Raw genomic sequence first — 26872 nt, 5'->3', positions numbered from 1 at the left:
GGCCGACATTCTTGCATTATCTTGCCAAATCTTCGCTAAATTGCCATCATTCGCCTAATTCAACCAATCTATCCCATAAAAATAGCCGTGGGACTAAACACTGTGCCCACGACTCATCATTAGTTCTCTTTCTAAGTTCGAGAACCGTTATCAAACCTAGAATAGTAAGGTGTTATAGACTTAAAATTAGTCTTACCCAGCCACCAGCGGCTGTCAGAGATTCCGCCAGCTGTGGGGAACGCCTACGGCCTGAAAAGCGGTCCGTCGACACAGCTGGCTCCACCTCTGACCACCTCCGGTTAAACAGGTTCTCGGAAACTAAGTTAGCTTAAATGCCTGACCGACAGTACTTATGCAATATTATTGGCGCGCCACTAGGTAGCCAAGAGTGAGCCAAATTTGGACTCAGCCGTGGGATTTTCAAGTGATTTTCTTGAAAATGGCGACTTGAAGACGTGCTTTGCGGCTTCAAGCGAGGGGCAAGACCGCCTCTTGGCTTGTCCCGTCCTTCCTACCGCGTTCCAGTCCAAATTTGGCGAACGGTAAGGTGGCAATTCCCCACTATGTCACACTAAACCCCAATACCCAATCCTGGTTGTATCTGACATAGTAGGTATTTCAGTGCTTTCAACTTTTAGTTCTCTATTGGATTTCCTTGTCCGTCTAATTGCTTGATCACCCGCGCGGGATTCCCGGCCAGCACGACGTTGTCGCCAAAGGATTTGGTGACGACTGAACCACCGCCAACGACCACGTTGTCACCTAGCGTGACGCCGGGCAGGATGGTGGCATTCCCCCCAATCCAGGCATTGTTGCCAATTTTGACCGGTTGCCCCACACCCAACCAGGACGTCCGGTCGGCCACGTTGAGCGGATGGGCCGCCGTGTAGATTTGCACCCGTGGTGCCAAAAGAGCGTTATCACCAATTGTAATGTCACAGGTATCTAACAGGATACAATCAAAGTTGGCGAAGAAGTTATCGCCAACGTGAATGTTGTACCCGTAATCACAGACGAACCGCGGCCGAACCTCTACATTTTGACCCACTGACCCAAACAACCGCTGGAGCAACGCTGTTTGTCGTGCTTTGTCCCGAAACGGAATCGTCGTTAGTTCTTCGTACAAGTCGCGAGCGGCAAACCGCTCCTTGACCAGTTGCTCATCGTTAACGTCGTAAAACTCCTCCGCCATCATTTTATCGTACTCTGATTGTCCCATAGCCTGCCATCCCATTTCTTAAAAGTTGATGGGTTAATCGTAGCATGGCTTGAAACCGATTTCAACGCTATTTATATGGTTCTATTTTCTTTTTTGAATAATCATCCGTACAAATAAAAACTTGGGACAAAATCCCAAGCCTTTATTTTGCCTTCAACTTTATTTTACTGCACCGTGCTTTGAAAGTAGTTAGCCAGGCCTTCTACAAATATTGTGCGGTCACGGAGCGCGGCACCGTGGTTAAACCACTAACGGGGCCCTCATAGAGAACCTCACCGCCCTTGCTCCCGCCATCTGGGCCAATATCAATGAGCCAATCAGCACTACGGATTACGTCAAGATTATGTTCAATCACGATTACCGTATTCCCGCGGTCTACCAACCGATTGATAATTTCAATCAGATTACTGGTATCCGAAGCGTGAAGCCCAGTCGTTGGTTCATCCAAAATATACAGGTTTCCCCGCTTATTAAGCTCCTTGGCAATCTTCAGACGTTGCCCCTCACCACCGGAAATAGTATTCAGAGGTTGACCCAGGGCTAAATAACCTAGCCCAACGTTCAAAACTTGTTGCAATTTAGGCGCGACCTTGGTTCCCGCAAAGAACGTAGCCGCCTCTTCAACCGTCATTGCTAAAATCTCGACAATGTTTTTCCCTTGATACTGGTAAGCCAAAACTTGGGGATCGAACCGGCCACCGTGACAGGTATCACATTCGACCGTGGCGTTCTCCGTAAAGGAAAGATTGAGCTCCAAGACCCCCTTGCCACCACAGGTCGGGCAAGCCCCTTTGGAATTGTAGCTAAACAGGCTATCACTCACGTCATTGGCCGCGGCTAATAACTTGCGAATCTCATTCATAACACTTAAATAGGTGGCCGGATTAGCTCGACTATTGGTATGAATCGGGCGCTGCGTTAGCCGAATGGCCTCGGGATGGTCAGCGGCAAATACCTGATCAACTAGCGTACTCTTACCTGAGCCAGCAACTCCCGTGACCACCGTGAACAATCCCGTTGGCACCCGTAAAACAGCATCTTGTAAGTTGTGCAACCGGCTCGGTGCACTGGTTATAAAATCTTGCGGCTGACGGGGGTGCGGATTGACTGGCAATTGCTGTAGCAGGTACTTCCCGGTCAACGTTTCACTCGCTAGTAATGCCTGATAACTCCCTGTGAAGGTAATTTCACCGCCATGGATACCGGCTCGTGGCCCCACGTCGACCACATAATCGGCAACCTTGATGACGTCCGGATCATGTTCCACGACCAACACCGTATTGCCCTTATCCCGGAGCTTTTGTAATAACGTGTTCAACCGATGGACGTCACGCGGGTGTAATCCCGTGCTCGGCTCATCCAAAATATAAAGTAGCCCCGTCAGACTATTGGCAAGATAACGAACCGTCTTAACCCGTTGTGATTCTCCACCGGATAGCGTGGTCGTTTCACGGGTTAACGTCAAGTAATCAAGGCCAACGTCGACTAAACCCTGTACCCGTTCCTGGATACCAGTCAAAATACCAGCCATTCGTTCGTCGGTAAAACTTGCCAACGTGGTCTGAAGATCGTTTAACTGTAGCGCCAGGAGGTCAGCGATATTGCTCCCCTGAATCTTCGAGGCCAACACTTCGGGCCGGTAGCGGGTTCCGTGACAGGTGGGACATGGCACCATGGTCGCAAACTTCGAAATTTTCTTACGGGCGCCATCGCTACTCCCTTGGCCCGTCTTCAGGTTCTGCCGGTAAAACTGGCGTTCAATACCCTCAAAGGTGGTGTTGAAGGACGTCCCCTTGTAAACCACGGTGACGTCCTGTTCACCGTTCATCAGTGTTTCAAACTCATCAGCCGTGTAATCCATCAACGGCTTATTCACGTCAAACAAGCCAGTTGCCTTCATGACCTCATCGTAGAAACTATTCACGCCGTGTCCTGGCAACTGAACGGCCCCTTCGGCGAGTGACTTCTGGCGATCAACCGCCACGTCACGCTTTAAAACATAGGTTTTACCGATACCCTCACAATCGGGACACATCCCCGCCGGATCGTTAAAGGAAAAAGCATTACTGGCCCCACCATAATGTGGCTCACCAAACCGCGAAAAAAGAATTCGGAGCAGTGGATTAATATCACTTACGGTTCCTAATGTCGACCGGGCATTCCCACCCAGCGGTTTTTGATCAATTACAATGGCGGTCGCAAGGTTATTGACCTCATCCACATCGGGTCGATGATAATGCGGCAGGTAGAGCCGCGTGAAGCTATCATATGTACTATTGAGTTGCCGGCCGGCTTCTTGGGCGATGGTGTCAAACACAATGGATGACTTCCCCGACCCTGAGACGCCAGTGAAAACAGTCAGTCGGTTCTTCGGAATTTTCAGGCTAACATTTTTCAGATTATTCTCGCGGTCGTTGACGATTTCAATGAATTCCGGTTCAGTCATGGGGACCTCCAGTCATAGGCTTAAGTAACGGACAGGTTTCTAGATTACCATACTTCAGGGGGTGTCCCAAGTGAGGCGCCTCGTTCTTTTGACTGGGCTTTTGAAAGCAACATTGGCCTACCAAGACGCCAAAAAAGGCCGGCAACTTGGGCCCGGCCTCATTGATGCTTAATCACTTTGTGTCGCAGTTGACGCACTACTTTGATTCTCACGGATTACTGCCATGAAGGCATCACCGTATTTTTCCAATTTACTTTCCCCCACACCTTTGACCGTTAAGAAGGCAGCTTCAGTGGTCGGCAGAACCTCACACATTGCGTGCAGGGCCTTGTCGGAGAAAATCACAAATGGTGGCACGTGTTGTTCTTCGGCCAAGTTTCGCCGCAACTCACGAAGCTTGCCAAAGAGCGCATCATCCTCAGGTGCCAACCGTTTGGCCTGACGAGCCATCTTACGAAAGACCTGCGTTTCACCTTTTAAGACGCCTACACCCTTACTCGTAACCTGTAAGGTCGGGTACTGGCCGCCCACGCTGGCCAAGTAACCAGCTGCCGTGAGAAAATCAATCAATTCCCCCACCGTCTTTTGCCGCAGATTACGCATGATGCCGTATGTCGGAACTTCCTCAAGATGATTCTCCCGAATTCGTTGGTTATGTGCGCCGGCTAAAACCTGAGCCACAATCCCCTTGCCATAGCGGGACCGCAGCCGGACAACACAGGAGAGCACCTTTTGCGCATCCGTGGTGACGTCCTGAGCTTCTCGGTCATCACGACAATTGCTACAACGACCGCAGGGCTCCGACTCTTCCCCGAAGTAGTGCAGAATGAATTGCTGCAAACAATTCTGAGTATTAGCGTACTGATTCATAATTTGTAATTTTCGATACGAGCGCAATCGATGCTGCTCATCCATTTCGGACTGGTCAATGAAAAAACGTTGAATTTGCAGGTCAGAGGCGCGGTACAGTAGGATGGCTTCACTAGGAAGACCATCTCGGCCGGCCCGACCAGCTTCTTGATAGTAGGCTTCCAGGGTGCCGGGTACCTGCGCGTGAATAACAAATCGCACGTTACTCTTATCGATGCCCATCCCAAAAGCATTAGTCGCCACCATTACCTGAACCCGGTCGTACAGGAAGTCTTCCTGGTTCTGGCGCCGTTCATCATCTGGCAGACCGGCGTGATAAGCAGCGGCCTGAATGTGCTGACCGGTTAGCATCTTCGTTAACCGCGTAACTTCCTTACGCGTGCTAGCGTAGATGATGCCCGTTTCACCCTGGTTCACCTTGAGGTAATCCAGAATATAGCGGTCAGTATCTTGGTCCTTGACCACCGTTAAATCTAAGTTATCCCGCGCAAAACCAGTATTGACCTCGTTACCAGGATCAATTTTAAGTTGTTGGCAAATATCCGTCGCCACTTGTTCCGTAGCGGTCGCCGTAAGCGCCAGGACTTGCGGTTGCGTTGGCAGTTGCTCAATTGCCGTACTCAACGCCAGGTAACTGGGCCGAAAGTCATGACCCCACTGCGAAATACAGTGCGCCTCATCAACCGCCAGCAAATCAATGGGTAACCGGGCCAGCGCATTGACGAATGCCGCCGAGTCCAGACGTTCAGGTGCCACGTAGAGCAATTTATAGTCCCCACCATGCAACGCTGCCAATCGTTCCTGAATGTCTGGCCATTCCAGCGAACTGTTAATGAAGGTGGCTGGAATACCACTATCATTGAGGGCATCTACTTGATCCTTCATCAGGGAGATCAAGGGCGATACCACCACCGTAATGCCATCAAAAAGCATTGCCGGAATCTGATAACACAGGGACTTCCCGCCACCAGTTGGCATGATGGCCAGGCTGTTGTCTCCCGCCAAGACGTGCTCAATCACTGCACGTTGGCCCGGCCGAAATTCATCGTAGCCGAAGACCGTTTTTAAAACTTTTTGTGCTGCCGCTAAATCCATCATGACCTGCTCCTTAAGTATTCAATGTTTCCATTCTACTGGCATTCCCAGCCCATGACAACCGAACAGGATTCCTTTTTTATTTTCACAATCTTAGTGGTAGATAGTTGACAGGTCGCACATATTCGCTTATAGTAAATTAAATCGTACGCAATTGAATTGGAGGGATGCTTATGGCCGAAGAGGATATGACCTTAGCCAATCAGCTCTGCTTCTCGGTTTATCACGCCAGCAGACTTTTTACGCGTTTTTATCAACAAGCTTTACAGCCGTTTGAACTCACTTATCCCCAGTACCTCATTTTGCTCAGTCTGTGGGAAAATGACCGACAACCGCTTCACCGATTGGGAGAACAACTTGACTTTGGTAGCAATACACTCACCCCACTTCTTCGGCGCATGGAGCAACGTGGCTGGCTAACCCGGCAATTGCCTCCTAGTGATCGGCGACAACTGATTATCAGTTTAACTGATAAGGGCCGCGAATCTCGCGGGCCCATTTTGAGTGCTGTCCAACAGTGTGTTCGTCAACAAGGTTTTCGGCGAGAACAGTACCAACAAGCATTGGTCATCAACCAAGCTTTAGTCACTAAGTTAGAAAAAATGTTAGACTAACATTTTTTCGTCATCCCCAACCAATCGTCCGCGATTAAAATTGAAAGAGGTTTTTATAGTAATGAAAGAGTATGATGTTGCGTTTATCGGTAGTGGTCACGCCAGTTGGCACGCTGCCGTTGCCCTGAAACAAGCCGGTAAGTCCGTGGTCCTCATTGAACAGGACTTGATTGCCGGGACCTGCACCAATTACGGCTGTGACGCCAAGATCCTTTTAGACGGCCCCGCCGAACTCCTGGCAAGAGTTGCCCACTACCAAAGCGTTGGCCTAACCGCCAATTCTCGGCTTGATTGGTCAAAATTCATGGCCTACAAGCACCAGGTTATCGATGCCCTCCCCCATCAAATGACTGACCTATTCACTAAAATGGGTATCGATATCATCCACGGCAAGGGCATCTTAATGGGTAGCCACAGCATTCAAGTGGGCAAGCAACGCATCACGGCAACCAACATTGTACTAGGAACCGGTCAACAGTCACGCTCCCTGCCAATTATGGGCAAAGAATACCTTCATGATAGTCGCGACTTTCTTGATCTGCCCACTTTACCAAAACGGATGACTTTCATTGGCGCCGGGGTGATTTCATTAGAATTGGCCGCCTTAGTCAGCCAATTTGGCACAGAGGTCACCATCCTCCAACATAATGACCGTGCTGCTAAATCATTTAACCAAGTTCACGTGCAGCGGCTGCTAGCCAAGCTAGCAAAACAAGGCGTCACGATTTGCTTCAACGAAACTGTCAAACGAGTCAAGCGCCTTGCCAAAGAAGACCAAGTGATCACTGAGAGTGGTCTGACCATTCCGACCGACTACGTGGTTAACGCCACGGGCCGGGAAGCCAACGTCACTGGGCTCGGACTCGAAAATGCTGGCATTCATAGTAGTGCTGCCGGCATCGAAGTGGACGATCACCTACGCGCTAATGGCGCTAACATCTATGCCAGTGGCGACGTGCTAGCTAAGCAGGTCCCCAAGTTAACGCCAACGGCCACCTTTGAGTCCAACTACATTGCCCAACAGATTTTGGGAAATACCGACCCAATTTCCTACCCCGCCATTCCCCAAGTCCTCTTTAGTCTGCCACGCTTGGCACAAGTTGGGATTACCATTGATGAAGCAAACGCCGAACCAGATGGCTACCAACAACATACGGTTGCCTTTGGCCAACTCATGGCCTATGGCTACCAGAATGAACCGGATGCTGACTTACGCGTTGTCCTAAACAGCAAAAATCAATTGGTCGGCGCTGCCGTCTACGGCATGGATGCCCCAGACCTAATTAATGCGCTGGTCATGATTATTGACCAACGCTTAACAGCCGCAGACCTTCGGCACATAATCTTTGCCTTCCCAACCCCCATTCAGGGAATCATTGACACCCTGGTTCCATTTTTAGGCCAGCATGCAGACGTCACTGCCATGGCAACCATGGAAGCCTAATAGCTGTAACCTCAGTCTTGGAGAAATCTCCAGGACTTTTTTTATTATCTACCGGATTTCTCCCGTATAGTAGGCAACCTTCACTACCAAGTTGCCGCCATCACCCTGACTTAGCCCGCGTGTCATACTAAGAATAACGATGACTCATCACGTTTAAGGGGGGGGAACAGAAAATGCGGATGTCCATTAAGATCTATAACGTAATCGTGGTGGTACTGGCGCTGGTGTCCATTGCCTTAGCCATTCTAGACTTTTCCAACATCATTCAGCTAACAGCCACTCCCTGGCTAACGATCGACAACTTAATTCTGGGATTCTTTACGGTGGATTACGTCGTTCGGTTCTGGCGTGCCCCCCATAAGTGGCTATTCTTCCGGCATAATATCTTCGACTTTCTAGCCATCATTCCCCTGACCACCCTATTTACTTTTTTCCGGTTAGCCCGAATCACTCGCCTCTTTCGGCTCGTGCGTCTGTTTCGCTTCGTGCGGTTAATTGGTTTTATCGGTAAGCTTCGCCACGTGCTAAAGCGGTTCTTGAGGACTAACGGGTTCGTTTACTTGCTTTGGGCTTGCATGGCGATTTTAATTCTGGCCGCCACACTCTACGCCTACGCTGAACGAGTGTCCTGGGGTGAAGCACTCTGGTGGGCCATCGCCACCACCACGACGGTGGGTTACGGCGACGTTGCTCCCCATACGGTCATCGGAAAATGTGCGGCCACCCTCCTCATGTTGGTCGGTATCGGTTTTATCGGCGCGTTAACCAGTACCATCACCACCTACTTTGCCAACCGCGAATCGGCTACCGATACGCGTGAACTCACGAAAAAACTAGACGCTATCGAACAACAGAATCGAGACTTAAAGGCAGCCATTCAGGAACTTAGACAAGCACAATCGCATGAATGAGAGAGACTTGCGTAACCACTTCAATTTACCGGACTATGAATGATATAATGTTCGGTAAAAGGAGTGCTGCATTCATGAAAAAAAGAATTAAAGGCTCATGTACCACGATTTTAGTTGGTAAAAAAGCCTCTTTAGATGGTTCAACAATTATTTCTCGGAACGATGATGGTCACGAGGCCCTTGACCCCGAAAAATTCGTCGTTGTTAACCCTGCAGACCAACCACGGGACTACAAGGCGGTTATCAGTGGCGTTGAAGTTAAACTCCCTGACAATCCTTTACGTTACACGTCCATCCCTAACTCTATCTTGACGAATGGTATTTGGCCAGCTGCCGGCATCAACAGCGACAACGTTGCAATGTCTGCCACTGAAACCATCACCACGAACTCCCGGGTCTTAGGAATCGATCCTTACGTTGACGGTGGTATCGGTGAAGAAGACCTGGTTACCCTGGTTCTTCCTTACATCCACAGCGCACGCGAAGGGGTTGAACGCCTCGGTAGCTTGCTCGAAGAATACGGGACCTACGAACCAAACGGAATCGGTTTCTCTGACAACAACGAAATCTGGTGGTTAGAAACCATCGGTGGTCACCACTGGGCTGCTAAGCGGATTCCAGACGATGCCTACGTTGTTGCTCCTAACCGGATGAACATCGACAGCTTTGACTTCGATGCCGAGGACACCATGAGCTCCAGCGACCTGCAAGACATGATCGCCAAGTACTCCTTAAACCCCGACTTCAATGAAGTTAACTTACGCCACATCTTTGGCAGTGCCAATATCAAGGACACGGTCTACAACAACCCCCGTGCTTGGTTCGGCCAAAAGTACTTCAACCCAGAAATTGAACAGGACCCTCAAGGTCAAGACCTCCCATTCATTTGCCACGCTAACCGGAAGATTTCTATCGAAGACGTCAAGTTCGTGTTGAGTTCTCACTTTGAAAACACGAAGTATGACGTTTACGGTGACGGTTCAGAAAGTGACAAGACGAAATTCCGGCCAATCGGTATCAACCGGAACCACGATGTCCACATCTTGCAGATTCGGAACAACGTGCCTGACAGCATTGCCGGGATTCACTGGTTAGCCTTTGGTGCTAACACGTTCAACACGGTCGTTCCTTTCTACGCTAACGTTGACGACACCCCAGCTGCCTACAAGGATGCTGATGGTACCTTCAACATGAACCATATGTACTGGTTAAGCTGCACCACTGCCCTCTTGGGTGACACGGACTACGACCTATACGAAGACTTCCGGAACACCTTTGCCTTAGAAGCAATGTCTGCCTACCGTAAGATTCAAAACGACACTGATGCTGCCATTGAAAATGGCGCCGACGTTGCAACCTTAAAGGCTGCTAACGAAAAGCTGTCCGACGAATCCTTCACGCGTCAGACTAAGCTGTTGGGTGACATGGTCACCTTTGGTTCCGAACACATGAAGTTACGTTACAACTTAAACGACTAATCATCTTGCCAATCAGTCGGTACCAGCGAGCACAATCGCTGGCACCGACTTTTTTTGCTTTAAATCCAATTTCGGCGTAGGGCCTGTCGAAATACCTGAATGGCCAACTGAGTATTTAATTCTTGTTCGGTCATGGAACTGGATCTTCCGGTCAGATTCGGTTCATATCTGGTCGTTGACTGATGGGATGCACGCGCTGCGCTTCCTTGTTCGTCACTAATCATCATGATTAGACTCCTCTCCATGGCACACCGTTCTCCATTCATCTAACCTTACTTGCCTTACCCCATGGCTGTATAGCCCCTTTCTCCCAGCAAATAATTCGACACTAAGCTAGACACTCGCCACCACCATCTTTCTAGGCCCACAAATATTTAAATTCATATCCGCTACGAGCTTTTCAATACTGTTTACAATCACTGAGACCGTCAAAAAAGCCTCACCGCTTATCTAGCGATGAGGCTTTCATTCTAATTCAAAAATTATTTAACGGTTTCAGCAATTGCTGCGTTAACGGCATCCTTTTCGGCTTCCACTAAGTCAACCCGAGTTGCCACGATCTTAGTATCCATGGTAATCTCACGCGTTAAGCCTGGTGTGTTGACCTTAGGTTCGAAGAAGGCCTTGAACTCGGCCAATCGTGATGCGGTGTGGAAGATTCCGGACGTCACCGTAATGTACGTACTGAATTCCATATCCCCACCAACGGTGTCTTCCAACCATTGCCAGTCGTCACGCAACCAATCCCAAGCAGCTTGTTGCCCGTCATCGTTGCTCAGAACGCCCCGGTACCAAGCCCGCAAGTCTTGTGGCTTAATGGTCTCAGCGTCTTCAAACTTAGCAATGATTTTGGCAATCAAACTAGCATCCGACGTACTGGTCAAAGCGGCACTGAGGTCGGCCTTGTAGCTGGCATCAGATGTTTGACGATAGGCCGTCAGCAGCTTTTCAAATAAGTCGGCACTGCCATAGTTCTTCACTTCATTGCGCAGAACCAGAACCCGAATATCGGCTGACAATGCGGCTAGGTTGGCAGAATTCTGCGTGAACAAGTCGTGCGCAGCGGCGATTGCCTTAGGGTTCTTGGCATAAAGTGCCGCACTCAAGACGTATGGCCGGGTCAGCTGGTCATCGTTCGATTCCCCTGCCCTAGGCAACCAACCTAAACGGGTAACTTGTTGCGCACTCAATTTGTCATAGAAGGCCCGCAGGTTCTGCTCCTCGCTTGAACCTGGTTGAACGAACTTCAACAGGTTGTGAGCAACGGTGTACAGGGCCGTGTTGACCGGCGTCGACGTACTGTCCGCAAACCGTGGCAACAGTGGCACAACACTTGCATAAGAAATCTGCCGACCATCAGCCAGCAAACGTAAGTCCTGTAACAACTGTAACTGAGCAATGGCATTCAGCTCAGTAAAGTTGGCCAAAATGTCCTGTAACAGGGTGTCGTCATACTTCACGATAAAGTGAGAATTGTTCCCAACGTTCAAGCGGAAGGGTTCCCCACTAGCTGAACGCAGGGCGTCATAGTCACCCAGAGTGACTACCTTGTCGGTCAATAATTCCGGTGCAGCCTCATAGTTGCTGTTCAAAGGAATCTGCCATTGACGACCGGCATCCTTGCCATCCCCAATGAAGAATTGTTCCTGGGTCAACGTCAATTTACCAGCGACCACACTAGCGGAAACAACTGGATAACCAGGTTGTTCCAGCCAGGAATTCATGATGGCACCAACGTCCATGCCAGAAGCTTGGCCCAAGGCAGACCAGAGATCGGCCCCCTTGGCATTACCAAATTTATGCGCATCGAAGTAGGCCTTCAAGCCCTTTCGTAAGGCGTCGTCACCAATTAGCGCGCGAACCATGACCAGCATCCGGGCACCCTTAGCGTACACAATGGCACTGTCAAAGATGGCGTCGATTTCGGCTGGATCTTCCACTTGAACGTGCACGGATTGAACACCGTCCGTGGCATCCCGTTGGAGCGCCATTGGGGCTTCACCCGTTTGGAAGGCTTCCCAGATGTGCCAGTCAGGTTGAATGGCATCGATGGCCACGTATTCCATCATGTTCGCAAAGCTTTCGTTCAACCAGAGGTCATCCCACCACTTCATGGTTACCAGGTCACCGAACCATTGGTGAGCCAGTTCGTGGGCGATAACCGTTGCCACGCGTTGCTTCATGTCTAAGGCCGTGTTATCTGGATCAAGGACCAGGTAAGCTTCCCGGTAAGTGACTAATCCCCAGTTTTCCATCGCACCGGCAGAGAAGTCAGGTAAGGCTAACTGCCATGAATGTGGAAGTGGGTAAGGTGTTTGATAGAAATCTTCATAGAATTCAATTGACCGCTTGGCAATGTCTAAGGCAAAGTCCAGCTCGTTTGCTTGGTGGGCCTTGGTTGCGAAGACGCCGACCTTAACACCACTCTTGGTGGTCGTCAGTTTGCTTTGTAGTTCACCAAAGGCAAAGGCAATCAGATAAGTCGACATCCGCACAGTCGTGTCAAAGTAGTGCACGCCATTTTCAGTCTTCACTTCTGGCATGTTGCTGATGATGGTTTCACCAGCGTGTTCGTCAAACTTGATAGCTAGGTCAAAGGTCGCCTTGGCTTCAGGTTCATCCACGCTAGGAAAGGCTTGTCGGGCAGCCGTAGTCTCGAACTGCGTCCCGATGATCTGCTTCTTCTCGCCATTAACTTCGTAGTAAGAAGGATAGATGCCCATCATGCTGTCGGTCAGAGGCGCACTGTAGTCAATCGCTAGTGTCGTGTCGCCGGTCTTACTCAGGTCGATCCGAATAGCTTCGTTAGCGTCATCCGTCTTAAACGGTACGGCAACCCCATCAGCCTTAACGGCGCTGATGGTCATGTACTTTTGGTGAATCGCAATGGATTGGGTCTTGGCGTCCCCAGTAATGGTGGACGTTCCCTTAATCTGTTTCGTTGCCCGGTTGATATCGATAAAAATATCGTAGTGACTGGGTTGGAACGTTTCATAAAAATGTGTGAGTTCTGCCATGATTTTCTCCTTAAAATTTAAGAATAATCCCATTATACGACAAACCAGTAGCCGACGCCACGAATGACCCTATTAAGTTTAAGGGCAGGTAAACCGACGACTGTCACCGTACCACGTGCCTGAAAAATCAGTGGCCCCTTTCCTTCAACCACGTCTCAACTTCCTGACCAGTAATGGCACTGGTAAAGCGGTGAGCGGGCTCCCAACGAACTGCTGGATAGTCTGCGCGTAACGTCTTGGCAGCCTTCGTGATGGCCGTTGACCCGGACGTACAGAATTGCCAAACCTGCTTGCCACGCAGGACGTCCGTTTCCACCAACGTGTTGATCACGTGCGGCACCTGCCCCCACCAGAGCGGTGAGCCCAAATAGATGGTATCCGCCTCATGTAGCGCCGTCATGTCCGGCGTCTGAATAGCAGGTCGCGACGTCTCGTCGGCCGTTTCCAATGATGTTCGACTAGTGGCATCGTTATAGTCTAAATCAGCGGTCGTATACGGTTGCTTAGCGTTCAGCTGAAGTAACTTGGCTCCGGTGACTGCCGCAATCTTCTGAGCAACGGCTTGGGTGTGCCCAGTATTTGAAAAGTATAAGATAACTTGTTTGTACATGGTAAGCCCTCCTAGTGTGGGATTTTTTCTCGCTGTATCTTTATCGTACACCAAATTAAAAAACATGCGCCAAAGGACGTTTGGCTGGCGAGCATTACCGTCGTTAGGTCAATTGACCTAACGGGTTAAACAGAACCAGCCGTCCTTTGGCGCACGTTTCAACCATGTAGCAACTAATCAAACCGATTACAGATCCAAAAATACCTCACTAGCCGAATACTGCGTTGCGTGCCCGCTCAGCTTCGTTCGCGCCCCTTCATACGTACAGTGGAGCACACCGGAACGCGCCGAAGCCTGGTAGGCCAGGATTTGTTGCTTCTGCAGCTTCTTCGCCCAGTATGGCACGATGTGACAGTGACCACTCCCACAGACAGGATCCTCGGGGACGGCCAACTTAGGCGCAAATGATCGGGAAACACAGTCATACTGACCATCGCCAGCTGCCGTAACATTCTGCAGTAGCCCATCCAAGTGACTCAGCTTATCCATATCCGGCGTCATCTCAGCCACCTGCTGGGCACTGTCAAACACACACAACAGGTCACGGCCCAAGTAGGCCTCAGTCGGTGCCACGCCAAAGGCGTCAGTCATGGCAGCCGTTACGGGAACTGATTTGAGTTCATAAGATGGAAAGTCCATCTCGTACAAGTCGCCCCGTTTGGTAACCGTCAAGTCCCCACTCTGGGTGGCAAAGGTCACCGTCGCCTGAGTAGGCGCACCGTATTTAAACACCAGAAAACCAGTAGCCAAGGTCGCATGACCACAGAGGTCGATTTCACCACCCGGTGTAAACCAGCGCAACTGATACTTGTCCGGCGTCTCCTTCATAGCAAACGCCGTCTCAGACAGTTTATTTTCCATGGCAATTTTTTGCATCATTTCGTCTGCTGGAAACATATCCAGAAATAAAACGGCTGCCGGATTACCTTTAAATACCTCATCGGTAAATGCATCAACCACATAACTCTTAAGCATGTAACTCCTCCATTCACGAAACATCACGGCCCATTACCTTGTCAGGCCTTTAAGGTAAGCGTACAGTGAATGTATCCATTCGTAAAGCGACTATTAGCACTTGAACTATGAAAGGAATTGATTTGTCATGCATCGCCTACTGGCCTTTCAAAAAGTGGTTGAACTTGGTAGTTTCACCAAGGCGGCGGCCGCGCTAGGATACACGCAGTCGGCTATCAGCCACATGGTGGCGACCCTGGAAGCCGATTTTAAAATCAAACTCCTATACCGTTCCCGCACCGGAGTACGTTTAACCCTAGAGGGACAACAACTCTACCCCTTCCTGCAACGAACACTCCGACAGTATCAGGCCATGTCAGACAAGGCCCAGGAAATTAATGGGCTGGGCTCTGGCACCATCCGAATCGGCACGATTTCTAGCATCTCTGCCCACTGGCTTCCTAAGCTCATCAAGGCATTTCAGGAACGCTACCCCCGGGTTGAATTTGTCCTGCTTCAAGGTGACTACTCCTCCATCCCCGAGTGGGTGCGGACTGGTGAGGTCGACTTTGGGTTTGTCACACCGGACGCACTGACCAACACCCCCGTCACCTTCCTTAAATCTGGCCGTTTGCTGGCAATTCTGCCACCCCACCACCGCTTAGTCGATCAATCGACCGTCAGTCTAGCAGATCTCGCCAGCGAGCCATTTCTAGCCTTAGAGGAGGGCGCCTACAGTGAACCCCTCACGGCCTTTGCTGAACAGGGGCTTCACCCCCGCATCAAGATGCGAGTCCACGACGACTATTCCATCCTGTCGATGGTGGAGCTCGGAATGGGCGTCAGCATTCTTCCCGAGCTCGTCCTTAGCAAGACCGCCCATGACGTGGTCACCCGTCCGCTGAAACCGAACCTCACGCGGAAAATTGGTATCGTTAGTCAGGATGCAGCTGCCCTGCCAATTGCCAGTAAGACCTTCATTGACTTCATACTGACCCACGTGGCCGAGCTACCTTAAACAGGCAAATAACCTAGAATTTGCCACGTAAAAAGGGTGTGAGATTATTCTCACACCCTTCACTATTATCTTACTTTAACCCTTGAATGTACGCTTGTGCAGCAGTCTGATCAACCACGTTGGACCCGTATGGATTATTCGTCAACCGGTTGATATAGGCTTCAGAAATACCGCCCAAGTCCACGTAAAACGCCTTCTTACCAACCTTGACCGTCATCCGGTACATGCCGGGATCCAAGTTATCGTTGTCAAAGGCCTGGAAAACATGGCCCAATGAAACGGTCAATCGATACTCAGTCTTCTTGCCGACCCGCACCTTCTTCGCGCCGAAGCCCTTCAAAGGTTTCGCTAAGTAATACGTGTAGGTACTTGCGCCCCGAGTGAACTTTTTGATTTTCACCGACTGCGCGTAGTGGTCGTACTGAATACGGCCCGACTTCTTAGCCTGATAGTTGGTGTAGTAGTTCAGGTAGTTATCCGCAGTCACAATGATAAACGGATTATTTTGCCGGTCACTGTCGTAGTAAGACTGCAGGTTCTTCGCCTGGAGAGTCGGCAGATTCATGTCCCCTTTATAGGAAAATGCCGTGGACTTCTGATACGGCAACAATCGCGTCTTGTTCTTAGAATCAAGCACAAAGTTGCAGTTCTCAGTCGTTACGCCGAAAGCCTTAAAGGCCTTGCGCTGATTAGCCTTAGTCAAGTCCGCGATGTTGATTGAGAACCGGCTGGGGAACTTAGGATTCAACGTATACTTGCTGCCTCGCACGATGGCACCCTTGGGCAAAGTCACCGTCTTCTTACCGCCAATTGACACTTTCGTTGCTCGTGAAAGCTGGTAGACACTGAGGCCACTATCCAGCTCAGTTGGTACCTGGCCGTTGTCGTCCGCTTGCATCAACGCGTTCAAGTTTTTAACCCCGACCCGATCAAATTCACGATCGACTTTACGACTGGTCTTGGTGACTTTTTCCTGTTTAGTCTGCAGACGTGTTAAAGTCTTGCGCGTACTGTTACTCATGGCTAAAGCGTTAGTCATCGTGAGACTCCCCACTAACGCACCCAATAACATGAGAGTGGCAGCACCCCTACTGCTAATTTTGAACATTTAATTACCCCCTAAGATATTGTTCCATTTAAGTATAGCGCTAGTTGGCCGATTTATCCTAAGGAAAATAAATTGGACGCAATAAAGGCCCGGGGACAATATCCCGGGCCTTTATTGTAATTGCAAGCTTAAACTTAGAAGCGACGTTTCTTCCAGCCCACGACACTAGTCAAAGCACCTAACAAAGCTAAACCGATGACAGCTAACCCGTTATGTTGCTGTTCATTAGTCTGTGGTAACTGAGCCACTTTCAAATCCGTCGTTGATGCTGCAGCTGGCTTCGCTACTGGCGCAGCCAACGACTGAACCTTCGCTGCTTGACCACCGGCAGTGACCGTCGCACCAGCCTGATGACCAGCCCCGCGAGTCGTCTTCTTATTCACAATAGCGGCTTGGCCACCCTGGTTGGGTTTCGTCGGCTTAGTTGGTTTCTTAGGCGTAACCGTGGCCGCAGCCCCACCACCATTATTGCCTGGCGTTGGCGTGGTTGGCGTCACTGGTGGCGTAACGGTCCCGCCACCGTTGTTGCCATTGTCACCGCCACCGGACGTTGGGTTAGCTTCATAGGTGACGACAAAACTCAGGTCGGCAGTGGTTGGTGTTACTGGCTGGGCCACCGTTTGCGTCAAATCATTTGCCGGATCAGTCGTTGAAACAACGTGCATCCCAGTCACACTCGGGTTCTTCACCGCGGTGAATGCCGGGTCACTACCTGCCTGGTAAACGACCCAGCTAGCGTCAGTCGGTTTACCAGTAACATCTAATTCCGGCGTTGCCGTAGCATCTAATTTACTGTAAGTTACGGCGTCCTGGGTGACTTGGTCGGTCACCGTGGCAAAGTTCACCGTTTTAGTTACTGGCGCAGCAACTGTCTGTTGTTGCTTATCTTGATACGTAATCTGTTCGTGAACGGCCTGATCAACGGTCTTAAAAGCGTGCGCTAACGTAATCGTGTAGTCCAAGTTAGCCGTAGCATCCTTGGCGAAAACAATGGCACTGGTGCCGTCGGCGTTCTTCGTGGTATCACTGACCAAAGTGTAGCCCTTGGCCAATTCGGGTGCAATCACCGTGTTGGAATCAAAGGAACTGGTGGACCCAATGGCCCCCTTCAGTTCAGGATTGGTCGTCGCATCCAACACCTGGAGTGTCTTACCCGTGGTAGCATCCTTGATCGTCACCGTGGCTTTCTTAGCCTGGGCGTAAACCATCCGAACCGCTTGAATGTCGTTGACGTAAGGGATATCAGTCGCCTGACTAATATCGGTCCAGGTCTGACCATCGGCGCTCGTTTCAGCACCGGTGTAAACGTAGTCGTCAAAATCCTTTTCATAATCGGTCAAAGCTAGTTTATCAGCTGACGTCCCCTTGTAGTTGGCGGTCACGGCCGTGCCGTCCGCATTCGTAATTGGTGTGTAGTTGCCACTGGCATCCTTCACACCGTAACCAACTGACAACGTCCAGGGCATGACGTCCTTGTAGAATAGAATCGTCCAGTTCTTGGACTCATCGCCTAAAGTGGTGCTCCAGGACGTTTGCGCATTGGCCTTGCCGTTTTTCGCCGCGTAGTCGGAATAAAGACCCGTGCCATCCAAAATCAGTCCGGAGAACGTGTAGCCCTTAGACAACTGTTGGTTCAATAACGTCTGGACGGTTGCATTCTGTTGGACGTTCACACTCGACCCAATATCTCCAGAAATCAGGGTAGCTGGTGCCAAGTTCAATTGCTGGCCGTTGGCTTGCAGCAACTGAATATTAACGTTTAAATCGCTGACGTTGGCAGCCAATTCATACGGCTGAATGATGTAACCGGCGAAGTCACTGTTGGTGTCACTCCAGGTGGTGGACAGACTACCGTACGTGGAATCTGTACTATTTAATAAGTTATACCAGGTCAACGTGTTACTGTTCAGATTGCCGGCATCAGAACTAGACGGGTACAGAGAAGGATATGTCAGATCACTGGCATTATCAAAGCCCTGAATTGGCAGGTTGCTGGCAGTCAGGTCCTTAATGATAAAAGAAGGCGTCGTGTAGGTCAGCATTCCTGTGTCAATTGTATTGGCCCCTTTAGCCAATTTATCGCTGACTTTAATCGGTGCTAACAGCACGTGCTGCTTAATCAGGTTAGCGTTTGAAATCAAGAGGTTCTTATCCGTCGCCAGTGGTGAAATATCCGTGATCTGGTTATCGATCAAACCGACCGCAGTCAGCTTATCGTGATTTCCTAACGCTGAGATATCATTGATGGCAGCCATTGGTAACCGAACCTCACGTAGGTTCTTCAGGCCACTTAACGCCCGAATATCCCAAAGGTTGCTGTTCTTTTCATAAGTTCCATACGCTGCTAAACTAACATACATGTTCGGTGAAATATCTAATACCTGCAGGTTGACCGCATTTTGTAAGCCTTCAAGTGTCTGCATGGCCATGAGGCTCTGATAGTAAGTAGTTGGCTGATTGCCAGCTGCGGCTTGTAAATCATCGTTCGAATAAATGGACGTAAGCGTTGCTAACTCAGCCTTCGAGAAGTTGTTCCGAAAGTCAGCAATCGTGGCATACGTCTTGGCATAGTTATTCTGCCAGAGAAAGTATTGGAGTCCATAATCTGGCAGCCATTCATCGATGTACATGAGTTGGGTCCCGTACTTAGCCGACGTAACTGGATCAACACCCTTGGCATCCTGGGCAATCTGGTTCGCATACGTCTCACCCAGCCAAGTGCCAGCACCCTGCACTTGATGATCAGCATCATAGCCATCGACAACTCTTAAGTCCGTGTTATGCCCGGCAGAATCCTCGTGATTATAAGTATATTGCAATTGATCAGTCTTGCTGATGTTAAAGGCTGGTGTGGCAGCCACCTTGTTGGTCAAATCATCGGTATCCTGCACAGAAATCCCGGTCTTAACGGGTGTAGCGATCGTCACGGCGGCTCTAGCAGCTCTAGCAGTCGGTCGTTCAACCGGGGCCGGTGTCGTTTGACCAGATGAAGGCTCCTTTGTCGTAACGATGCCATCGTCATTGTCAGCTGGCTGGACGGGTGCAGACTCGACAACTGGCTTCTGTGGTGCAGTTGGTACTGGTGCCTTATCACCATTATCACTACCAGTCGACTTGTCCGTCGCTGACGCAGCTGGTAGTTTGGCCTGCGAGCCACTTGTCGTTGACTGACCGGAAGTGGTTGCCGTGGTAGTTGGCACGTTATCGGCAGCCTGCGCGGTCTGACTAGGCTGTGGTCCAGCGACGATGCCCACTGCCATACTAGTGACGGTGATACCAGCAACTAGCCAGCCTTTATGTGATTTGTACATCTTGTAATGTGTTTTACGTTCATAATCCTTCATGATTGGTCCCCCTCTTAACATGACCAAGTTCAGGTAATGTGATGTCAAATATAGTCGTTACCTCTGTTATTACTATCCATTATAGTCAGTATGTGAGAGACAATCAATCCCCTAAAACGTTATTGTCACCGAATATTGTTGCAACGTTAAGTTATCCCCCGTTACGCTTAGCTCTACGGATGATTCACGTGTGCTTAATTATTGGTGACTAAGTAGTATTTAGGTAACTAAAACGCAAAACTTCATGTAGGCAATAAACCTTTATCGAATCGTACTATCATTTTTTTGTTGTAATTACCCGGCAATGCGGCCATAGTATCCTAGGACTACTAAAAACCCATCGAGAGCCTAACTGGTCTCAATGGGTTGCTTACAGTAAATTTAATTGTGTGCGTGAACCGACTGTCTGTGAAAAATAATCTTATACCCAAACACCCGTAAGTTCTTGCCCACCCGCTTCACTGGCATTTTCAGTTTTTTTCCGCCTTTAAACAAACCATCCGCGTGGGCATCGTAGCGCAGCAGATAACTATGACGATGAAGTTTCTTATAATGGACGTTATATCCAACTTGGGTGGGCATGCCCGAAGCCCCAAAGACCAGAGACTTAGCCCGGAAAGTACACCCCATGGTTAAGTTGGCTCCATACTCTTTGGTCTCAAAATTACCGCGGATTTCCCTGGGAATCCCTTTATGCCAGGTACTCGCGTCAGCTGAAATACTACTAAGACTGCCTGTACTAATGCCGGTGACGATTGCCAATGCCAATAATATATTTTTCGCTTTCATTTTCTCACGATTCTCCCTCTTAGATGTCATCTGCCGAACACGCCAATCATAGCATGGTCGTTGCCACACGCCTGTCAAGATGACTTCATCAAGGAAAATTGGATATTATGTTACTTATTTCTAATTCGTCCATAGACTTTTCATCCCCACTGTACTGCGTAATGCCCAGACAACTAAATGAGGGACACCTATCCCCTTAAAACCTGCTAACTTTTTCCACAAAATATCAGGCTTTTGTCATTCTCTCACAACGGGCTTCGACTACTCCATCTCAGTAAAACATACGAAAAAACACGATTGCCCAGATACTGGCAACCGTGCTTCTCAGAATGATGGTCTAATACTTATGGAAAACGTTGCTGTACCCAAAGACCTTAATGCTCTTCTTGCCAACCTTGACGACCGACATCTTCAGCTTCTTGCCGCCCTTGAACATCCCTGAAGCGTGGGCGTCGTAACGAATAACATAGTGATTATGCCGGGTCTTTTTGTAGTGCACGTTGTAGCCCTTTTGGACGGGCATGCCTGATCCCCAGAACCAGATAGACTTAGCCCGAATCTTAGTTTCCATCATCAAGTCAGCACCGTAATGCTTGGTCTTGAATTTACCACGGACGCTCTTAGGCGTCCCCTTATGCCATTCAACCGTTGTGCTCTTGTGCTGGAAGGTCGTCGTCGTTGACGCCTGGGCAGTCGTTCCACCAATCCCTAGCAGAAGTAATGCAGCCACACCTAGGGCCAGTAACATGTGCTTCGTTAATTTCTTCATCATAAACCGCCACCTTTTAAATTTTAAAGACCAGTAAACCTTATGTAGTTTCCAACAGTTTCCTATCTTATATATTTATGAACAAGATTAACAATATCACTGTTCATCATTAAATACACGAAAAAAAGAGGCAATTCAAAGATGAATTGTCTCTCTCAGCATCTCCATCAACATCCGTCGACAAAGCGCCCTTAACCGTACCTATCAAACTGTTTAAAGCTTAATGGAAAACGCGCGCGATTCCCGCAACGTTAGAGCGTTGACCGTTCTTGATCGGTTGAACCATGATGCGTGGTGGCCAGCTTTCGATAACCTTGCCTTTGCCCAAGTAAATGGCAACGTGCCAAATCGTATGCGTACCTGGTTGGTAATAGAAGACCAGGTCTCCCCGCTTTTTGTGGCTGTAAGCAACGTGTTGGAACTTCTTGCTAGCCCACAGGTTACGGGAATTCCATTCATTACCCGGGTAAGCGTGATGAATGGAACTGATTGGCTTGGTATTGATACCACCCGCATAAAGCGCCTGCATAACGAGGCCAGAGCAGTCCGTGCCATAAGCCGGCTTGGAAGAAGACCCTACCAGATAAGGATTACCCTTATACTTGTAAGCCTGCTTGATCATCGCCTCAATATGGTCCGTGCGGCCGTTCCAAGCATGAGCACCTAGTGGCGCAACGTATGAATCAATGCTCTTCCAGCTGGATTTAGAGAAGCCTAGCTTGACCCAAGTCTTTTCGTTAACCGTCCCCGTGACTTTCAGGTGATGTTTACGTTGGAAATTCTTGACGGCATAGACCGTCGCTGAATTGTACTTGTTGTAGCCGTTAGCGGTGCCTAAACGGTGCATGATTTTCCAAGTCTTGATGCCTTCGTAGCCCCGCTTGACCGTATACCCAACCTTACCGTAAGGCTTGATCTGCGTGTAATTGACCTGATAATACTTTTTCGGGTTTTGGTAGCCCTTCGTCTTAGCAACGAATGACTTGTTAGCAGTCACATATTTGCCAGTGTTGGTCTTTAAAACGGGTGCGTGCCCCTTGACCGTTACCACCTTAGAAATCTTTGCATAGTGGTCCTTGTGCACCGTAGCCGCGTGATGTTTTTTAGCGGCGTCCTTGTAGTAGGCCACCGTCTTCTTGACCCGGATGATGCCGGGGTTAGTGGTATAGTAACTAGTCTTAGCTTGCGCCGTGGTCGTCATACCAACGCTGGTCAGACCAGCTACGACGAGTAATGTGGATAGCCATTTTTTCTTCATTATGTTCTACTCCTTTGTAAGATAATTGAATGAATACCAAATTAGTAACTCAAAGCCCGATAAGCATCATGCTTGCGGTGCTTGTGCAGACTAGCTAGGGTCATGCTAGTCTTCCGCTTGGTCCACGGATCATTGTAGTAAGCCCGCGTGCTGCTGTAGCCTGAAAGCGTGATGGCATGGTTCACAAAGCCATCGACCCCGGCGACCCAGATAACGACAGGATGGCCTTGATTGATTTGCGCTTTCATCTTTTTAAACGACGCCCCAGTCATGTTCTTGGCTGAGCCGAGATGATGCTTAACGGTCTTCATGAGGCCCTCAGGATAGATCCACCAGCCAGAACGTCGATAAGGACTGCCAACGAATCCCTTGTTGGGGTTGGAACTCCGCGGCATTTCTTTAGCCAGCGACAGCTTGGTGACCTTCGCCCCGGCGTACTGGAGCATCATGGTCGTCGCCGTGATTTCACATCCAGTAGGAAGTTCCGGACGTTGGGCAATCAAGGGAACGTTGAGCCACCGGTAGGACTTGACGGTCCCGTTGCGGTGAATCCAGCCCGTCTGGGTATGCTGGTAGGTAAATTTCAACCAAGTCCCATCCCCCATTTTTTCTTCGCGGGTAATGTGGACCTGTTTATTCGCGTAGTATCGTCCAGTCGAAATAGCCTTCATATTCTTAGCTGAAGACTTGGCCCCACCGGTTTGGTACACCTGGTAGTTGTGCTTTCGGTTAGCTCCGATTTTGGTGTAATAGTTAACCGTTTGCTTGCCAAAGACTTTGCGGTAAGTCACTGATGGTTTTGGCTGGACCTTGGGTTTCGCTTTGGGAGTCGACGTTGTTGACGAATCAACAGACTCAGACGAAGTGGTAGCGGTTGCCGCGTGAGCCACGCCACTGGATGCCATCCCAAGAAAGAGGCCTAGTCCAACAACGGCCAGACTCTCGATAAGTCGTTTCATGTAAGCTCCCACCTTTGTATGCAGTAAATTAGTAGCTTGCTGTGTAGCGAGATTTAACGGTAATGGTGTGTGAAACGCTGTTAAAACAGCATCAGTCACTCAAAAAGTCCCTAATTTAAGCGCACTTAAAGAGGCTGGGATAAAAATTCCAGTCTCTTTTTGGTGCATGCGTGAAAACAGATTAGGCTAGCTGTTATTGGGTACCAAGAATGGCGGCGTTTGAAACGCCATCATTATCTTTGACTCAATCGGCACCAATTCCAATGACATTGCAGTCAGTATCCAATAAAATGTCACAGCTTTACCGGCATTATATGAACGAATACCCACCGAATTCAGGGTCAATATTAGGATTAATGTCGTTAACAGCTTTAACAGCCATAATAGCGCTTAATCTAGAAGCCTTTGACAGGCTGAATTCCGCCTATTAGCCGACAGCTATTTAACGTGCACACTCTTAGTAGCGGTTACGCGAGAGAAATGGCCATGTGAATAGTTGCCAATGGTGGCACTGACTTTCTTGGCTTTAGGTGCGTAAAGTTTTTGACTGAAACGGTGTGCACCATTCAGCTTTGCATAACGGGTTCCCTTATACGTCTTGATCTGAGCATAGTTGGCTTTTTTACCTAACTTCACAGTCCCAGAAACTTTAACGTACTTCTTAGAGGACGTTTTTTTAGCAGTCAACTTGGTGATTTTGCTTTGAACGCTTGGGACACCAGTCACCTTATCTGGCCGGATATTCGTCTCAAAGTATTGAATGAAATCATCACCAAGATAGCCAATGCTATCGGCGTCAACATTATTTTCGGCAATTTGTTGATCAGCTTCATCAATATCATTATTGACAGCATTTTGATAATCAGTGTCTAGGCGCCCTTTGAACTGATCGTAAACAGCCAACATTGCCTGATAGTCCTGCTTAAACGCTGGGGTCACCTGACCATTTCGGCCAAGTTCACTGACCGCGTGTGTTGCCAGAACATGCATGACGTCCGAGAAATGAGCGTAGGTACCATACGCATTGACCGGCTTTTGTTCCATGCGCTTAAAGAAGGCGGCATTGAGTTGTTGCTGTACTTTAGGACTGGCTTTTTTAACAATCTGTTTAACGCTATTTTCATCGTCCTTAAACACTTGATAACTGATTGGCGCGTCTTCATTGTTATAAGCTTGTGCTTGGGTCATGAACGTGGGAACGGTGGTGATGACAACGCCCCCTACTAAGATGCTGCTCAGTAAGATCGTCGTCGCTTTATTTATCCAGTTAAATTTCATGGCTGGTTCCTCCTAAAAAATGTTGTTATTATGCAATGAATGATTAGTCCTTAGTTCTGTGATAGTAAGGCTTGTTTGCAAATGCCATGGTTTTCGAAATCTTTAGGCGATTATGACTAAACGTTTTGATGTAATAGCGAACATGCTTGCCATTCCGGGTAACGCTTTTGATTTGATAAAGGTGTGAGCTAAGCTTGCGAGATGGTACCCGCCACATCAGCAGAAAGGTGATTTTCCCACTTTTTTCTGCGGGCCAGTTGGGTTTGCGAATTTCGTTGTACACGACGTTTTGGGCAATGTTGAGCTGGTTATAATGGTGCTTAACCGTTTTCGTACGAAACAGACCTCTAACCTTTTTGGGGGTTCCAAATTGCCATTTGGCTGATGCTGATGCGGTTGCTGGCGACCCCAGTAGACTGGCCCCCATGACAACTAACGTAATAGTGAGAATAACTGCAATAAGTCTTTTTTTCATAAGTTTGGTTCTCCTTCAGTAATTAACTTTCAGTGTCTGAATCAGCAATTATTAAATGTATTCGTTTCAGGCTTCAAAATATCTAAGTACCGACAACTCACGACGATGCCGCAGAAAACTAACCTAACGATGCGAGCTGCCCTAAACCGCTGGTTCAGGTCAAAAACACCCGTTTAAACATGCCAACAATTTTTTGACTCATAGAACACTCCTCCTAACCGATAATTTTCCACTTACTTCAAAATAAGTGATTATAGTACAGTATAGAACAAACCTGTATTATTTTCCTTATTTTTAAGTCAAAACAATCTTTTTTTCTCTGTTCATGGTATAAAGACTCTATTATGGTTAGCTTTAACGCCATATTAGGAGATAGCCAATCATGCAAACCTCAATTAGTAAACTAGTGAATCAGAAGCGACGATCATTAGACTTGACCATTGAAAAATTAGCTGAACGAGCTAGCGTTTCCGTTAGTTTAATATCACGAATAGAGCGTGGAGAACTTGAGAATATCAGCATTAACAAGTTGCAGTCGATTGCATCGGCTCTGAACCTAACACTCAGCGATTTCTTCACAGATGACTCACTAACTGGCATCCATACTTTAGAATTAATTGCCTACCTAAAGTCCCTGCCAGAAGAGCAACGCGAGACTGTCGCGGAAAGTGTTTTGAAGATTTTAAAACTATAGTTGATACTTCTGTACGATTAGGTTGGCGATTTCAGCGAGCGTATACTTACTCGCATAGGTCTGATACTCGGCTACCAAATCAATCACACCAGTAGTCAGCCTGATTTCAAAAATACGAAATCTTCTGTAATCAAGACGATGGCCCGAACCTTGGTCGATAAGAAACTTCAAATCTTGCAACAACTGTAATTTATTTAACAGCGGATCTGCTACCTTTTCCATACGCTAGTCACTCCCCAAAAATTAAGCAAAAAAATAAGCTAACTTCAACCGAATTGGTTAAAGCTAGCTTAACGCCACCACTAAATAAAAAACAGACTTGTAAAAATCGGAAAATTAATTTGGTGTTGTGGCAGGTAAATTTGTTTAAGTAAATTAATTTTAACATACGTGTCAAGTCCAACACAAATCTGAAAATAAAAGGACAGAGACTGCCGAATTTTTCTGCTATAGTCCCCTTAAGGTTGACAGATGAAAAACTATAATTCATCTGTTAACTTTAAGGGGATTTTTCTATGCCTA

Annotated in this window: 21 protein-coding genes; 6 read left to right on the top strand and 15 right to left on the bottom strand. The window is 48.6% G+C overall.

The window, feature by feature from the left end; genetic code table 11:
• Window positions 1–634: 634 nt before the first annotated feature.
• From EKM87_RS10495 to recQ, 3 genes are all read right to left on the bottom strand, one after another.
• Window positions 635–1219: a sugar O-acetyltransferase gene (locus tag EKM87_RS10495; RefSeq protein ID WP_125684542.1), complete on the bottom strand. Its 585-nt coding sequence runs from the start codon at window positions 1217–1219 to the stop codon at window positions 635–637.
• Between the two features lie 202 nt (window positions 1220–1421).
• Window positions 1422–3665 carry an ATP-binding cassette domain-containing protein gene (locus EKM87_RS10490; RefSeq protein WP_125684540.1) on the bottom strand — a complete coding sequence of 748 codons (2244 nt, stop codon included), beginning with the start codon at window positions 3663–3665 and terminating at the stop codon, window positions 1422–1424.
• Window positions 3666–3833: 168 nt separating this feature from the next.
• The gene (recQ, locus tag EKM87_RS10485) at window positions 3834–5633 is read right to left on the bottom strand and encodes a DNA helicase RecQ (protein ID WP_125684538.1); all 1800 of its coding nucleotides are present in this window, start codon (window positions 5631–5633) and stop codon (window positions 3834–3836) included.
• 170 nt (window positions 5634–5803) lie between these two features.
• Here recQ and EKM87_RS10480 point away from each other — a divergent pair, with 170 nt between their 5' ends.
• The 4 genes from EKM87_RS10480 (at window position 5804) to EKM87_RS10465 (ending at window position 10077) form a co-directional block, all read left to right on the top strand.
• A complete protein-coding gene (locus EKM87_RS10480) occupies window positions 5804–6244 on the top strand; it encodes a MarR family winged helix-turn-helix transcriptional regulator (RefSeq protein ID WP_125684536.1) in 441 nt (146 codons plus the stop codon).
• 61 nt (window positions 6245–6305) lie between these two features.
• Window positions 6306–7688: a dihydrolipoyl dehydrogenase family protein gene (locus tag EKM87_RS10475; protein WP_125684534.1), complete on the top strand. Its 1383-nt coding sequence runs from the start codon at window positions 6306–6308 to the stop codon at window positions 7686–7688.
• Window positions 7689–7861: 173 nt separating this feature from the next.
• Entirely contained in the window at window positions 7862–8599 is a 738-nt protein-coding gene (locus tag EKM87_RS10470) for an ion transporter (RefSeq protein ID WP_125684532.1), read from the top strand.
• Between the two features lie 74 nt (window positions 8600–8673).
• On the top strand, window positions 8674–10077 hold the full coding sequence (locus tag EKM87_RS10465; RefSeq protein ID WP_125684530.1) for a C69 family dipeptidase: 1404 nt from the start codon (window positions 8674–8676) through the stop codon (window positions 10075–10077).
• Window positions 10078–10559: 482 nt separating this feature from the next.
• Here the strand turns inward: EKM87_RS10465 and EKM87_RS10460 are convergent, their stop codons facing one another.
• From EKM87_RS10460 to EKM87_RS10450, 3 genes are all read right to left on the bottom strand, one after another.
• On the bottom strand, window positions 10560–13094 hold the full coding sequence (locus EKM87_RS10460; protein WP_125684528.1) for a M1 family metallopeptidase: 2535 nt from the start codon (window positions 13092–13094) through the stop codon (window positions 10560–10562).
• Window positions 13095–13221: 127 nt separating this feature from the next.
• Window positions 13222–13704, bottom strand: coding sequence for a flavodoxin (locus EKM87_RS10455; RefSeq protein ID WP_164506485.1), 483 nt, complete (start codon window positions 13702–13704; stop codon window positions 13222–13224).
• Between the two features lie 186 nt (window positions 13705–13890).
• A complete protein-coding gene (locus EKM87_RS10450) occupies window positions 13891–14679 on the bottom strand; it encodes a PhzF family phenazine biosynthesis protein (RefSeq protein WP_125684524.1) in 789 nt (262 codons plus the stop codon).
• 127 nt (window positions 14680–14806) lie between these two features.
• On the opposite strand from EKM87_RS10450, the gene EKM87_RS10445 reads away from it, so the two are divergent.
• Entirely contained in the window at window positions 14807–15676 is an 870-nt protein-coding gene (locus tag EKM87_RS10445; protein WP_125684522.1) for a LysR family transcriptional regulator, read from the top strand.
• Between the two features lie 70 nt (window positions 15677–15746).
• On the opposite strand, the gene EKM87_RS10440 is transcribed toward EKM87_RS10445, so the two are convergent.
• The 8 genes from EKM87_RS10440 to EKM87_RS10405 all read right to left on the bottom strand — a co-directional run bounded on the left by EKM87_RS10440 (window position 15747) and on the right by EKM87_RS10405 (window position 25656).
• The gene (locus EKM87_RS10440) at window positions 15747–16784 is read right to left on the bottom strand and encodes a hypothetical protein (RefSeq protein WP_125684520.1); all 1038 of its coding nucleotides are present in this window, start codon (window positions 16782–16784) and stop codon (window positions 15747–15749) included.
• Window positions 16785–16918: 134 nt separating this feature from the next.
• Window positions 16919–20128: a mucin-binding protein gene (locus EKM87_RS10435; protein ID WP_164506484.1), complete on the bottom strand. Its 3210-nt coding sequence runs from the start codon at window positions 20126–20128 to the stop codon at window positions 16919–16921.
• 381 nt (window positions 20129–20509) lie between these two features.
• The gene (locus EKM87_RS10430; RefSeq protein WP_125684516.1) at window positions 20510–20917 is read right to left on the bottom strand and encodes a hypothetical protein; all 408 of its coding nucleotides are present in this window, start codon (window positions 20915–20917) and stop codon (window positions 20510–20512) included.
• 337 nt (window positions 20918–21254) lie between these two features.
• Entirely contained in the window at window positions 21255–21689 is a 435-nt protein-coding gene (locus EKM87_RS10425) for a hypothetical protein (RefSeq protein ID WP_125684514.1), read from the bottom strand.
• Window positions 21690–21906: 217 nt separating this feature from the next.
• The gene (locus tag EKM87_RS10420) at window positions 21907–22944 is read right to left on the bottom strand and encodes a DUF5776 domain-containing protein (RefSeq protein ID WP_125684512.1); all 1038 of its coding nucleotides are present in this window, start codon (window positions 22942–22944) and stop codon (window positions 21907–21909) included.
• A 41-nt stretch (window positions 22945–22985) separates the two neighbouring features.
• A complete protein-coding gene (locus EKM87_RS10415; RefSeq protein ID WP_125684510.1) occupies window positions 22986–23903 on the bottom strand; it encodes a C39 family peptidase in 918 nt (305 codons plus the stop codon).
• Between the two features lie 438 nt (window positions 23904–24341).
• Window positions 24342–25181 (bottom strand): hypothetical protein, encoded by an 840-nt coding sequence (locus tag EKM87_RS10410; protein WP_125684508.1) that lies wholly within the window; start codon window positions 25179–25181, stop codon window positions 24342–24344.
• 43 nt (window positions 25182–25224) lie between these two features.
• Window positions 25225–25656: a hypothetical protein gene (locus EKM87_RS10405; protein WP_125684506.1), complete on the bottom strand. Its 432-nt coding sequence runs from the start codon at window positions 25654–25656 to the stop codon at window positions 25225–25227.
• A 382-nt stretch (window positions 25657–26038) separates the two neighbouring features.
• On the opposite strand from EKM87_RS10405, the gene EKM87_RS10400 reads away from it, so the two are divergent.
• On the top strand, window positions 26039–26350 hold the full coding sequence (locus tag EKM87_RS10400; RefSeq protein WP_125684504.1) for a helix-turn-helix domain-containing protein: 312 nt from the start codon (window positions 26039–26041) through the stop codon (window positions 26348–26350).
• Here the strand turns inward: EKM87_RS10400 and EKM87_RS10395 are convergent.
• Window positions 26345–26572 carry a hypothetical protein gene (locus tag EKM87_RS10395; protein WP_125684502.1) on the bottom strand — a complete coding sequence of 76 codons (228 nt, stop codon included), beginning with the start codon at window positions 26570–26572 and terminating at the stop codon, window positions 26345–26347. The genes EKM87_RS10400 and EKM87_RS10395 overlap by 6 nt on opposite strands.
• Between the last annotated feature and the right edge of the window lie 300 nt (window positions 26573–26872).

Source organism: Levilactobacillus yonginensis (assembly GCF_003946265.1).
GTDB lineage: Bacteria > Bacillota > Bacilli > Lactobacillales > Lactobacillaceae > Levilactobacillus > Levilactobacillus yonginensis.
The sequence above is the reverse complement of the archived record's forward strand: the minus strand, read 5'-3'. Positions and strand labels throughout refer to the sequence as shown.